The organism is Cohnella baijiui, assembly GCF_020731285.1.
Classification (GTDB): Bacteria; Bacillota; Bacilli; order Paenibacillales; family Paenibacillaceae; genus Cohnella.
Map to the genome: position 1 here is coordinate 1 of NZ_JAJFOW010000008.1, position 13035 is coordinate 13035.

Here is a 13035-nt window from a genome sequence, read left to right on the forward strand (position 1 = left end):
GACGCAGTTGCAGGAGAACAAGCAAAGGATGTCACTTTGTTTGCAAAATTTCTGCTCAATTGGCACGAAAACTGGCTTATTCGCAGGATTTCAAGATTGCACGGAGTACCGGATTGCATTGAACAAGAGGGCCCAAACCCGTACCGTTAGGATTACCGGCCTCCATGTTTTATTCATGTCTACAATCGGTCGCGATGGTGCGCAGGTTACATATTTCCCCGTGCTTGCCGGTATTCGTCGTGCGCAACTGCGAGCTGCCGACGATTGGTGCATCGTCTGGTTCCACTCGGAGAGCCGTCAGTAATTGGAAGACATTCTTGGCCGCTATCGGCAATCGGAACATATTCTTGTCATCCGACACTCAAAGAATAAGGGATCCTCTGACTGCCGCTACAGCCGGAGAATCCCTATTAAAGTAACGTGCCCTTTAGGCCGCTGGGTCAACTAAGCTGGAACGTAGGTCAACCTGATAACCTGCTCGCCAATTCGATCGCTTGCCACGAGGCGCAGCGGCGGCCGCGGACCGGCGAAGAACGGCTTGCCGTGACCCAGCACGACTGGATGGAGATAGAGTCGATACTCATCAACGAGACCGAGCTCCGTTAGACTGTGCGCCAACTCCGGCCCGGCAACTTCAATCTCCCCTTCACGCTGAGCCTTCAGCCCACGTATGGCTGCTGCGAGGTCGCCCTCGATCAGAGAAGCGTTCGGACCGACGGACTTTAACGTCCTCGACACCACCCACTTCGGTTTGCTTTGCCACGCCGCTGCGAATTCCCCCTCCGGCGTATCCCATTCAAAATGGTCTCCATCCCAAACCCGCATGGTCTCGTACATGCGGCGCCCGTACAAGCTGCCCGCCATGCCGCGCACGTCGTCGATGAAATGACGGAATAGCACGGGGTCGGGCTGAAATGCCGGGTGGTCGTGGTCGACGAACCCGTCCAGAGACTGGTTCAATGCGAAAACGATCTTTGCCATGCGACTCACTCTCCTCTCTGGTTTTCTCGCACATTCATCATCAGGAGTACACGTCCCATATGCATCCTCCTTTATGTCTACATTTTATCTTCCAACAGCATGCCCGGTTTCTCATGGATTGCTAATGTGCACAGTCCTGGCCCGACCGAATACAACTTTTGTTTACCGAAGGATGGTAAATTAAACAATTCTCCCGGTAGTTCAACGAGCTGCCGAAGAAGCACGGCTGCTTCACTTTTTCTCTCCTTTTACCGTTTTTTCAGTTATTGGAACTTTTCAAACTCTTGTTTTAACCAGATCTCTCATCATAATTTTCCACAAATTACATAAGATCGTCAACGAAACTTGTAAATTAATATTTTATAGTATTTTATACATATATCAGTGATGAAGGGGAATATCCCTTTGGGCTATTGCCGACTTGCTCGACGAGCTGCTAACCCGTGGCCGCGAGACTAAGAAAACCTTATGGACTTGATGAGTAACTCGTTGAACATGCGGTCTTGGAATGACGACGTAACAAGCAACGAGCAGAAATCAAAAAACATTTTAAAAAGGGGCGTAGCTTATTTGGTCTCGCCCCCTCTTCTCCTCCAAGTAGGATTTGAACTTTTGTCCTTTCATCGCTATCAAAATCGAATTTAATCGGCTAAAAAATGCGTGCTTCACTGGGCATGCCAAATAAAAAAACCTTGGCCGTCAAGGCTTAAGGCTCCCGATCCAGCGCCGGGTCGACTACAACTACAAAACAAAAACTCCGCGCTGTGCGCGGAGTCAAATCAGTGTAAATTCTTTTCCTCGACGGATATCGATAATACTAGTGTTTCAAGTGGGCACATCGTCTTCTCATTGTGCCATGTCAATTTGACTGTCATGTCAGGGAGTAGCTGGATTGAAATGTCGCACCATCATTTAAGAATTTACTTTATAAACCAATTAGTTTATTATAGAATTGTACATGATGATAGACAATTATTGAAAGGAGGAAAATACTTAATATGTATGTCCAATGACATCTTTTCAGCGTTGGCTGTTTCGGCAAGACGAAAAATTATGGAATTGTTAGCCGCTCACAAGAAATAAAAAGAACCTTCGGAAGACATGCCGCAACGTCATTGGGGAATGCAGCGCGATATGAAATCCAAAGATTTATTACTGAAGAACTATGGCACATGAAGTCAAAAATTCCAATATGAAAAGAGGATAAATGAATGGGGAAAATAATTGTATCGGTACACAGTACATTGGATGGTGTTTTCACAGAACCACATGGAGACGAAAACAATTTTACAAGCTGGGCTATGCCTGGCATTACAGATTCGTGGAATGACATTCTGACTATGGTCCAGCAGGCAGAAGCCATCTTGATGGGTCGGGTCACCTATGAAGGTTTATCACAAGCTTGGCCGTATATGGAGGGAGATTTTGCTGATGCCATGAACAATACGCCCAAGTATGTAGCAACCCGCAATATGAATATACGGGAAGTGTACTGGGGGGATTATAGCAGTACTATTTCCCTGCTTGCCGGTGACTTGAGCCAGAATATTGCTAAGCTCAAAAATAAAATCCAAGGCGATATCATGGTTACGGCGAGTTCCAGTCTTGTACAGAGTCTGATTAATGCCAAGTTGGCGGATGAGATCAGCATGATAATCCATCCTGTTATCCTTGGCAGCGGCAAGCGCTACCTTGATAACATTACCGCTAGGAACGACTTGAAACTCTTAAATACTCAAATATATGAAACAAGTGGTTCAATGAAACTGGATTACGAGGTTATGGGCACCGTTTCGGGTTTGTAACAAACCTGCAAACATTCCGGGAACAAAACAAAAACTCCCCGCACAGCTAGGGAAGCTGTACGGGGAATTCTCGAAACGTATGCTTATTTCAATTTAGCAACACCAGTTGCGATTTGCTCAATTTGAGCTTTAGTTAGGCTGTTATCCGCCGAGCTGATTGTTACATAACGATCGTCAATTTGGAAGCTCAGCATTGCAGTATCGCTTGGTGTAAACCATTTTGCTTTCACACCGTTTGACAGCGTTACATTAGTGCTATCATAACCAACTGAGTAATCACGCGGCGAGATTTGTACGTTCATGTGCTTGAAAGAGAAACTCACGGAGTCACCGCTCGCTACTTTTTGGAACGCATCGTCTTTAGCCATTTTTGTAGGAGCATAGGCAGTTGTGAAGCCGTCAAACTTGGCAAATTCGTCTTTGATCGCTTTTGTTTGAGCTGCTGTGTACGTTACAGTTGCCAGATCGGATTGTACTGCGCCAACTTTAGCTACGCTAACCACCACTTTCTCCACTTGGGCTTTGCTCAGCGATTTGTTCGGGGAGCTTACCGTTACATAACGGTCATCCACTTTGACGGTCAACATGGATGTATCACCAATGGTGTACCATTTCGCATTTGCACCGTTCGATAAAGTTACGGTTGTACCATCATAATCGCTAGAGTAATCACGCGGCGATACATTCACCGTCATATTTTTGAAGAGCAGGTTCACGCCGTCTTCAGTAGCAGCTACCTTTTGCAGGGCGTCGCCTTTGATCATCATTTGTGGTGCATATGCAGCTTCGAATCCGTCAAAGCCGGCAAAAGCTTTCTTGATTTCATCAAGCTGATCTGCTGTGTAATTTGTCAGTACCCATTGGTCTGTTGTGCTTGCACCAATGTAGATCGTATTTGTTTTGCTGTCATACTGGATTGGTGTGTTCAATGCGTTAGAAAGGGCGCGAACCGGCAGGTAAGTGGTGTCATGATAAGTAATTGGAGCCAGCTTATTGCCATTCTCGTCTTTAGGAATATAAGTGCTGCCGTCGATTTTGAAGCCGATGCTGTAGTTCAGGAACGCATTGATCTTCTGCATATTTGTTCCGGCATATACCCCAGCCGCTCCCGAAACCGTCATCCCTGCGATCATCATTGTTGCTACTGTTCTTTTAATGTTTTTGTTCATTTTATTATCTCCTTTTTGAGTTGGTTTTTTTGTTTTTTAACTTCTAACCTTTTTTTCTCTCTGACTTCTTTCTATGTTTGTTTGAAGCTCCCTTACAGACTTCAGTATATAGAGGTGATATCTCCAAAAAAATTCGAACTTGTAACGAACCTGTAAACATTTCGTCTTCAACTAACTCCCTAAGACCGGGAAATTAGCGCTGACCGTCAGCCCCATGCGGACAAATTCCCGTTGCATGGCAAGCATAATCTCTGGCGATTTATGCGCAAATGACAGAAAAATCGGCAACCCCTTCTCCCTCTATAATGCCTGCATGCCGCGTGACACGAACAACCCCATTCCCTGAAGCGTATAGGGCGGATCTGCAGCAGCAGACAAATAGACTCACTCACCAGGTCATCATCGCCGACACATAATATCTTCTTTCCGATCCATGCATGCTGCTTCAAACAAGGGGTAGGGAGTAGCGTTTTGCGTGCTAACTCTTTCGTTGAAATCCCCGGGTTCAAGTAGCATTCGAGTAGTAGCTGCTCGATCACCTGAGGCCCTTCTTGCAGCCGGATATGCTGACTTGCTTGTTCAATGTACGTATTCACTCAATCCCTCCTAAAAACTGTAATTTCACCCTTTTGAAAATACAAAAAGGGCAGGAATGAACATACGTCATCCCTGCCCTTTATGGACACTTCCAAGCTAAACACCGCTCAAAGACAGATTGATTATTGGCTGCCTTCTTGTTGCTATTCAACTATTGTGTCCCGTTAGAACACCTTGTACGGCTATTTCTCCAACTCATGGCGGGCCGCGATAATGCCCGACTTGAGCGTTCGGCTGGACAGCAGCTTGAGCCTGATTTTCTCGCCGTCGCCGTCGAATACCGATTTTCCGCCGCCCAGGACGACCGGACAAATTGTAAGCAGGAATTCGTCGATCAGGCCGAGCTTAAGCAGCGTCTTCGCCGCTCCCGGGCTGCCGAAGATAACGAGATTTTTGCCGGGCTGCTCCTTGAGTACTTTGATTTCCTCTGCGATATTGTCCTTGATCAGCATCGTATTGTTCCATTCCACCTTGTCCATCGTGCCGGAAATGACGATCTTCTTAACATCCTGCAGCCATTTGGCATGCTCGATACCGTGCCTCGACGCATTCGGATTATCCAGCACCGTGGGCCAGTAGCTCTCCATCATGCGATACGTCGTGCGTCCGTAAACGGGAGCTCCGACTTCAGATACGATCTCCTCGGCGTATTTCTCTAATTCCTCATCGTACGGAATCCAATCGAGTCCTCCGTTCGAATCCGACGCATACCCGTCCAGCGACACATGCATGAACAATACGAGTTTTCTCATGTCTATTTCTCCTCTGATTTCGATTTATGGCCGTTGGCCCGCGTTTCATCTTGCTGTTACATTCACTATAAATCATTACGTCACGTAAGGCTCAAGTGGAAATCTGAATCCCCCTGTTTCGTTTTTTCAGTTAATGGAACTTTTCAAACTCTTTGATAAAAGACCTGATAAGTCGTACACATTCAAGATCATGGGTCTCTAAAAGGAAATGCCCTCCATCTAAAATATGAATCTCGCAACGTTCTAACTCTTCATTGTAGCAAAGCACTTCTTTAACGTTAAAAAAAGGGTCATGACGTCCCCAAAGAACGATACGTGGCGGTTGATATTTAAGATGGAATTCACGAATCAGAGGAAAACGCTCAACATGGTATTTATAGTCTTCAAACAGCTGCCATTGTGCCTCTATATTGCCCTTCCTTGTCATTCGTTCCCAATCCAAGTGCCAACATTCCGGAGGTGTCAGATGTTGAAGTCTTTCCGGCAGACTTCCTAAATATTGTGCTTTCGTCCCTTCAAAATGAAGCCAAGAGGGAATTTTCTGCTTATTCTCCAAAGTTGGATTCGCCCAATATTCTAATGTCGTTTTCCACGTTTCACCAAGTCCGACCCTATGTGCATTTCCGTTTTGAATGATGAGTCCCCGTATCCTCTCCGGCTCCCATAGCGCCAAAAAATAGCCAACTGGGCAACCGAAATCATGCAAGTACACATAAAACTGTTCTACTCTAATGTGATTAAGCAGTTGCTGCACTGCTTTAGCCATATTCTCAAAAGTATAGGAGTAGTCAGAAGGAAGCGGCGAGTCCGAGAAACCAAAACCCGGAAGATCCGGAGCTATGACATATGCGCCTTCGGCCAACGGTCTCATGACTTGTCTGAAAGTATGGGAGGAACTGGGAAACCCATGAAGCAAAAGTATTGCAGGATTCAGAGGCGAACCAGCCTCCCGATAAAACAGTTTTATACCCTCGAGGGAAACTATGTTGTGGGTTACATTTCCAATTGCCATAATCAACATCCTTTCAATGAATTTTAGCGTCCGTGAAGCTTCGTTCATTGATTTGGTATCGCAACCGGTATAGATATTTACCCGATTTACTTCGGGAATTCGCACTTACCCGTTCCTTGCTGCCTTGCCGGACTTGCCTCGTTATTACTTTCTGTTGTTCCGTGATTTGGTGCATTCCTGAAGCATCGGGCATTTGGCACGGTGAGCCAGATCCGATTTGTACTGCCTATATCTCTCACGGTCCGTCAAACTATATTTCAGCTCATTTGTCATCAAACAGAAATAGGAACATATTCTGGTCATCCGACACTTAGTTTCTCTGTTGCCGGTTTATTTTCAATCCAATCCCAAAAAAGCCAAGAATCGCTGCAAGCTCGATCCTTGGCTCCCTATTTGCTAAACTTTTCCCAATTAGGACATCTTCATTTTTGCGTAGCTGGATAGAATCAGCTTGAAGCGGAAACGTCCGTCATCCTCGTACCACATCGGAAAGTTCGTTCCCCATGTGTTGTTGTAGAGCAGAAAGTGGAACCCGCCCTCCAGCGGCGCGAACGCATTCGTGTGCTGCAGCAGCTTCGGCTCGCCCGGCGCCACCAGCGGCGCATCGAGCGTGCGGACTACGGCCGTGCCGTCCGCGCCTTCGTAATATAGCCCGCTGTCGACCGCATGAAGCGAGCGGTTCCCGCCCTTGACCACCTCCAACGGCGAGATTCGATCTCCCAACTTGTCCAGCTTCCACAGGTTCGGATTGTCCACCTTCGGCGCGAACGACAGCCAGAGCGCTTCCGGCTGCCGATTGGCCGGTTTGCCGGTCCAATTCACGTCCACCTCCACCTCGTCGTCCGACCGCGCCAACCGATACTCCAACAGCACCTCCGCAGGAGCACCCATCAAGCGCACGGTCTCCTCCGGCATCGCCAGCTTGACGAAGATTCGCTCCAGTCCCGCTTCGCTCTGCCGCGCCATTCGAACGAGCGAAGGCGAGTACCGTCGGTGAACCGGCTTTGGATCGGCAAACTCCAAGCCCGGCTTGCCGAAGTCCGCTTCCGACCAAGCTTGGGTCTGCCGCCGATGCTCCAAATACTGCTCCAGCCACGCGCTATACGCCTGCTCCCCGAACGATTCATAACGGAATGCGCCGAGGCGATGCCGATCGTCCGCCCAATGCTTGCCTCGCCGATCCGTCAGTTCTATCAGGGAGCCATCGGCGCCGAAACATACCGTAAAGGCGCCAAGTGTATAACGAACTCCCGGACGAATGTCCGCCGCCCCTTCCGGAATCGCCGTCGTCGGCGCAAGCGCAGCCAACGCCGCCCGCGCCTCCTCCCCCAGCGAGGGTGGAAGCGCGGCGACGGCCCGGTCCGCGTAGCTTCGCTGTTCCTCCCATGACTGCTCCATGCTGCGGAACGATCCCCTCTTCGGCTCCTCGTTGGCGGACTCGTCCACGCATGCGACGGCATGGTCCTCCGCGTGATGGTCATTCAGCATGGCGAACGCGCCGAAATGTCGGTATTTGGCGGGAACGGCATCGCTCCCTACGAAGTCGGCCGCGCGCGCGCGTTCGAAGTCGCGGCGGGCATAATTCATGTAGTCGGATAGATGCGTCTTCTCATCCAGCCCCCACGTATGCTCCGCCGTCAGGAGCAGATTATCGGACAACGCGTCGTGCGCCTTGCTCTCCGGGTCCAGACGGCCTTCCGCCAGCCACTTACGGCGCAGCCGCGACAGCGCCCGGTAAATCGCCACCTTCCGCGGATCCGAACCCGTTCCGTGAATCCAGGTGTCCCCGATCTCCTCCCGGACGACCGGCAGGCGGTCCTCGTGTTCAAGCAGCCGCCGGGCGAACGCGTCCATCGTCGAAGCCTGAATGACCGCGCCGGGGTATCGTTCCCGCAACCGGGCAAAATCCGCCCGGATTCGCTCGCAGGACGGGGGACCCAGATTGTCCCCCGTATGGGCGAAGACGAGCACTTCATGGAAATCGTCGAGCTCCAGCGCAGCGCCGTATTCCTTGGCATAATTGACGAGCAGCCGCGAACCGTCCGCTCCTTGCCAAACGAACAATTCGGGCACATCGGGCACCTTGGATGCAGGGTTCACGCCGATGTGCAAATAACGGATTCCCTGTTCGGCCATTAGCGGGACGATGCCCCGCGTATGGCCCGGCACGTCGGTCATCTTGGCCGCGATCGTCTTCCTGCCGAACTGCCGGTCGAGCCGGGAGGCGATGGACAAGCCGTAAGCAAACAGCGACGGATCGATCAGTTCCGTGTGCGTCGTGAACGGAAGCCCGTGCCAGGCGATATGCCCCTTGTGAATCGCTTTTTCCATTCGAGCATGATCCGTATCGGCACGATTGAAATATTCATGGATCAGCCAGGAGCCGGTGGTCCATAGGAACCTATCCGCTCCTCCCTCCGCTTCTAACTGCTCCGCAAGTGTCAATGCCTGCGGAATAAACAAGCGCATGTAGCGATCGACCACGCGCTCCGCCAGATCGGTAAAGCCGATATCTAGATGCGTCTTGAATACGACATGAACGCGTTCCACTTTCCTCATAAGGATTCACCTGTCTTCAATCTCGATTGATCTAACACTCCATCTGCGATCGAACCGTTATCCTTTCCTACTTGCTCGGGAACCGAACCGTCTCCGACAGCAGCTTCTTGCCGTCCGCGCCGCTGCTGACGTACAGCTCGATTCGACTCCGGCTTCAGATCCATCGCCTGGAAGCTGGCCGTCGACCAATTGACCGTAGCCAGCTCCGCGCCATCGCGGTAAACCTTAAAGTACGAAGCGTTCGAGGCGGCCGTCCAGTTCAACGTTGCGCTCGATTCCGTCACGTCCGTTGCGGTCAGATTACCGGATGCCGGCCAAGAGGCGTTCTGCATCAGCGCATCGTACAGAGCGGTAAAGGACTCTGTCGGGTACCCTCGATTCTCCCATTTCGGCGAGGCGGTGTAATCCGAGGATGTGAAGATGCCCTTAGGCAACTGGAAGAAATACCAACTGGGCTCTAATTGAACGAATGAAGCCCCCTGGCCCAGCCCGCTCAACGCCCAGTCTATCATATACGAGGCAGGGCAATCCTCCTCGTCGCTTGACTCGCAATTCCACGATTGATCGGACAAGCCGTATCCCGCGGCGCCTTGATCGACGAAGCTTTGGACCGCAGTCTGCCAATTGCCGATTCTGTCATCCGGCTTGCCTACTTCGTTGTTGGCATAGGTGACGGTCACCATCCCCGGATACTTGGCTGTCCAATCCGACAATTGCCGTTCGTTCTCTGCTTGCGGCCCGTCCCAAGAATGAAGCGCATACCAATGCGCGTCGGACCATTGGACGAACATGCCGTTCTGCTTGGCGAACGCCAAGTAGGGTTCGATTATGCTCGACTGGAAGAAGCGGCCGTCCGGAATCTTCCAGCAATGCAGCGCCCAGTCCGGGTCGGTCGTCTTGACCGCCCGAATCGTGAAATCCTGACCGAACACCTCGAAGATGCGCAGCCCGGCAAATTCGTCTCCGTATTTGCTCTTGTACCCGGCCAATTCGTCTACCGAAGCGGCGACTCCATGATACGGGTCCGCGGGTGCGTTGAACGTATCCATTGTGCAACTGCCCAACGTTTCGACGTCGGAGGATACCGCATCCAACAGGAACGGCATGTCATTGGCAGCCAGCGTATCCAATACCGCCTGGAGGTTCTCCTTGTTTTTCACCATCGGGTTCAAGACGACTAGCACTCGATAGCGAGTCTTCAACGGCTTGATCGCATCCAAGATGCGCTGCAACCCGACCTGGTCGTTGTTCACGACGATCCCGTTGCCGAAGCCTTGGTCGATGTTGAACACCAGCGTCTTTTTCGAGGCGTCCGGTACTTCGTGCTCTTCACCGTCAGTTATCAGCGCTCCGAAAAACTTCAGGCCGCCGAAGATAAGCAACGCGAGCAGCACCAGCATCGTGAGACCGATCAGCAGCGATTTTTTCTTTCGTATTCTCATGATCCTCCCCTGCCCGAATCAAGGTCCCAACAGAGCGTTTTTCAGCGCCGTGAAGTTGCTTGTCGCGTATCCCCGATTCACCCAGTCCGGCGAAGTCGTGTAGTTGTCATAGCTGAAGGAGCCTCTGGGCAACTGGAAGAAATACCAGATCGGTTCGAACTGCACGTACGACGCGCCCTGGCTTAACCCGCTCCGTGCCCAATCGATAATCGTCGAAGCCGGACAAGTCACCTCGCTCGATCCGCATTCCCAGGACTGGTCGGATAGACCGTATCCCGAAGCTCCCTGATCGACAAAGCCTTGAATCGCATTCGCCCAGTCGTAAATCCGGCTCGCCGGCGCGCCTATCTCATTATTGGCATAGGTGACGATCACGCGTCCCGGATAGGTGTTCAACAAGTTCGCCAACTGCTGCTCGCTCGTTGCTTGCGGCGCATCCCAAGTCCGGTTCCGATACCAGTCCGGATCGGACCATTGAACGAACATATTGTGCTGATCCGCGAAAGCTACATACGGCGCAAGCAGATTGATCTGGAAGAAGCTGTCGCTCGGAATCTTCCAGCAGGGCAGCGCCCAGTCCGGATCGGTCGTCTTGACCGCGCGAATCGTGAAGTCCTGGCCGAACATCTCGAAGATGCGCAATCCGGCGAAATAGTTGCCGTATCGCGTTTTGTACCCGGTCAATTCGCTGATCGAAGCGGCAATTCCGTGATACGGATCGGCGGGCGCGTTAAAGGTGTCCGTACAACTCCCTAACGTCTCGACATCGGAAGACGCCGCTTCAAGCAGGAATGACATGCCGTTCGCCGCCAACGTGTCCAATACCGCTTTCAGATTCGTCTTGTTTTGCACCATCGGATTCAGGACGAAGATGACGTTGTACTTGGTTTGCAATGGCTGCACGGCGTCGATGATGCGCTGCAACGCGACCTGGTCGTTGTTCACGACGATCCCGTTGCCGAAGCCTTGGTCCAGATTGAACACCAGCGTACTGCGGGCATTCGGCGGAGGGACTGTCGATAAGACGCGCATCTCGTTCATGGCGAAGTGATTCCAGACCAAATAAGCGCCGTTTATTTTCAACCGAACGCCCTTCTTGTTCGTCACCGGAGAGAAATTGAGCGTCCTGCTCTCCAGCGTGGAGTCGTTGGTCGACCAGGCCACATCGCCGGAGGAAGCGACGGTCGTCCAATTCGTCGCGCCGTCATCGGACACTTGAATGTCCCAATTTTTCGGCAACTGACCGAGGGCATTCCATCCCGAGATGCGAACGCTGTTGAATTTTTGCCCGCTCGGCCAGGTCAGGGTTACATATTGCGGAAACGACGGATTGTCCGCGCTTACATAACTGGTCGACACGATGCCGTCATTCAGATGGCTCACCGGGTTGCTCGGGTTCACACTGGTGGCGGAAGCCGTCGCGGTTAGCGCCAGATTCGTCGAATCTGCGGCCGCCTTGGAAGGCGCCCACCCGCCAAACGTCATTCCCGCAACACCGACGGCCAGAAGCAAAGCTGCCCAGAAGCGAAGCCGTTCGAATCCATACATAACCTCATCCCTCCGCATCGTTTGATAGACAAGAATAGACGGTATTTTTCAAGCGTGGATGCACATAAGATTCCTGGTTGTTCAACAACTGTTGGGCGTACATGACCGTCAGCCGGGAAGCAGGATCGCAGACGGCCAAGCATCCGGCGGCGCCGCTCCAGCCGAATTCGCCAATCGAGCTTAGAAGCCCGCTTTGCGATGGAGAGAGATGCGTACGAACGCCCAGCCCATAGCCGTAGCCGACGAACGGCACCCAAGGAAAAGCATGAAAATCCTCTCGCATTCGCGCGGTCAAATGATCGGTCCGCATCAGCTCCACCATAGCCGGCGACAGAATGCGCACGCCACTCGGAGCCGTTCCCAAGTTGGTGAGCGCATTCAGGAACAGCGCATAGTCGCTCACCGTCGACAGCAACCCCGCCCCGCCGCTCTCAAACTGCGAGCCGAGGCGGAACGAGTTCCCGTCCTTGCGAACGGCTCTGCCCGCTTCGTCGTGATAGGCGTACTGCGGCGCCAGCCGGCCTTGTTGCTCATCCGTGAGATCGAAGCCGGTGTCGCTCATGCCGAGGGGCTCCGTAATCTCATCCCGCACGTATATGCCGAATCGTCTGCCGTCCACCGCCTCGATTAAGGCAGCCAATACGTCGTGACCGAAGCCATAGCTCCACCTTGTGCCAGGTTCGAACAGCAGCGGCTCCTTAGCCAGCGCAGCTGCAAAGGAACGGGTCGGCGCGCGGCCATTCGTGCTTCTTGCCATTTCCCGGATCGCAGGCGCCTCAAGATCGTAGGAGAAGCCGGCCGTCATCGTGAACAGATCGCGAACCGTAATCGGCCGCTCCGCCTTCTCCACCGCCTGTCGACCGTCCGGCAACGTCTTCCGAACATTCATCTCGACATATTCCGGCAAATAATCCGCGAGCGGATCGCCGAGCAGCATCGCCCCCCTCTCCACCAGTTGCAGCGCCGCCGTGCACGTCATCAGCTTCGTGAGCGAATAGAGATGGACGATCTGCCGTTCCGCAATCGGCGTCCTTCGCTCCAGGTCGGCATAGCCGTTGCGATAATGAAAAACCGTCTCATTGCGGAGGATGACCATCACCTCCGCCCACGGGATGCGCCAGGCGGTGATGCGGTCTATCAATCGGGCCAGCGGCTGGAAGTCCATCGTTC

Annotated in this window: 10 protein-coding genes and 1 pseudogene; 2 read left to right on the forward strand and 9 right to left on the reverse strand. The window is 52.2% G+C overall.

Annotation, left to right across the window (positions count from 1 at the left end):
* Window positions 1-304 (forward strand): hypothetical protein (locus LKX83_RS10665; protein WP_227882175.1); only part of this gene is annotated, 304 nt, incomplete at its 5' end.
* 140 nt (window positions 305-444) lie between these two features.
* Here the strand turns inward: LKX83_RS10665 and LKX83_RS10670 are convergent.
* On the reverse strand, window positions 445-981 hold the full coding sequence (locus LKX83_RS10670) for a dihydrofolate reductase family protein (protein WP_227882176.1): 537 nt from the start codon (window positions 979-981) through the stop codon (window positions 445-447).
* Window positions 982-2192: 1211 nt separating this feature from the next.
* Here LKX83_RS10670 and LKX83_RS10675 point away from each other — a divergent pair.
* Window positions 2193-2786 (forward strand): dihydrofolate reductase family protein, encoded by a 594-nt coding sequence (locus tag LKX83_RS10675; RefSeq protein ID WP_227882177.1) that lies wholly within the window; start codon window positions 2193-2195, stop codon window positions 2784-2786.
* A gap of 83 nt (window positions 2787-2869) precedes the next feature.
* On the opposite strand, the gene LKX83_RS10680 is transcribed toward LKX83_RS10675, so the two are convergent.
* From LKX83_RS10680 to LKX83_RS10720, 8 genes and pseudogenes are all read right to left on the reverse strand, one after another.
* The gene (locus LKX83_RS10680) at window positions 2870-3955 is read right to left on the reverse strand and encodes a copper amine oxidase N-terminal domain-containing protein (protein ID WP_227882178.1); all 1086 of its coding nucleotides are present in this window, start codon (window positions 3953-3955) and stop codon (window positions 2870-2872) included.
* 186 nt (window positions 3956-4141) lie between these two features.
* A pseudogene (locus tag LKX83_RS10685) lies at window positions 4142-4551 on the reverse strand (hypothetical protein); the annotation flags it as partial.
* 183 nt (window positions 4552-4734) lie between these two features.
* Window positions 4735-5304 carry a dihydrofolate reductase family protein gene (locus tag LKX83_RS10690; RefSeq protein ID WP_227882179.1) on the reverse strand — a complete coding sequence of 190 codons (570 nt, stop codon included), beginning with the start codon at window positions 5302-5304 and terminating at the stop codon, window positions 4735-4737.
* A 130-nt stretch (window positions 5305-5434) separates the two neighbouring features.
* Entirely contained in the window at window positions 5435-6316 is an 882-nt protein-coding gene (locus LKX83_RS10695; protein WP_227882180.1) for an alpha/beta fold hydrolase, read from the reverse strand.
* A gap of 411 nt (window positions 6317-6727) precedes the next feature.
* The gene (locus tag LKX83_RS10705; RefSeq protein ID WP_227882181.1) at window positions 6728-8875 is read right to left on the reverse strand and encodes a DUF5054 domain-containing protein; all 2148 of its coding nucleotides are present in this window, start codon (window positions 8873-8875) and stop codon (window positions 6728-6730) included.
* Entirely contained in the window at window positions 8872-10317 is a 1446-nt protein-coding gene (locus LKX83_RS10710; RefSeq protein WP_227882182.1) for a hypothetical protein, read from the reverse strand. Before LKX83_RS10710 ends, LKX83_RS10705 begins: the two co-directional genes overlap by 4 nt.
* A gap of 18 nt (window positions 10318-10335) precedes the next feature.
* Window positions 10336-11865, reverse strand: coding sequence for a discoidin domain-containing protein (locus LKX83_RS10715; protein WP_227882183.1), 1530 nt, complete (start codon window positions 11863-11865; stop codon window positions 10336-10338).
* A 4-nt stretch (window positions 11866-11869) separates the two neighbouring features.
* Window positions 11870-13030 carry a serine hydrolase domain-containing protein gene (locus tag LKX83_RS10720; protein ID WP_227882184.1) on the reverse strand — a complete coding sequence of 387 codons (1161 nt, stop codon included), beginning with the start codon at window positions 13028-13030 and terminating at the stop codon, window positions 11870-11872.
* Window positions 13031-13035 lie beyond the last annotated feature (5 nt).

Coding starts and splice junctions, on each gene's coding strand:
- LKX83_RS10715 (WP_227882183.1), bottom strand. CDS start 11,865: ATGTATGGATTCGAACGGCTTCGCTTCTGGGCAGCTTTGCTTCTGGCC.
- LKX83_RS10695 (WP_227882180.1), bottom strand. CDS start 6,316: ATGGCAATTGGAAATGTAACCCACAACATAGTTTCCCTCGAGGGTATA.
- LKX83_RS10710 (WP_227882182.1), bottom strand. CDS start 10,317: ATGAGAATACGAAAGAAAAAATCGCTGCTGATCGGTCTCACGATGCTG.
- LKX83_RS10670 (WP_227882176.1), bottom strand. CDS start 981: ATGGCAAAGATCGTTTTCGCATTGAACCAGTCTCTGGACGGGTTCGTC.
- LKX83_RS10705 (WP_227882181.1), bottom strand. CDS start 8,875: ATGAGGAAAGTGGAACGCGTTCATGTCGTATTCAAGACGCATCTAGAT.
- LKX83_RS10690 (WP_227882179.1), bottom strand. CDS start 5,304: ATGAGAAAACTCGTATTGTTCATGCATGTGTCGCTGGACGGGTATGCG.
- LKX83_RS10680 (WP_227882178.1), bottom strand. CDS start 3,955: ATGAACAAAAACATTAAAAGAACAGTAGCAACAATGATGATCGCAGGG.
- LKX83_RS10720 (WP_227882184.1), bottom strand. CDS start 13,030: ATGGACTTCCAGCCGCTGGCCCGATTGATAGACCGCATCACCGCCTGG.
- LKX83_RS10675 (WP_227882177.1), top strand. CDS start 2,193: ATGGGGAAAATAATTGTATCGGTACACAGTACATTGGATGGTGTTTTC.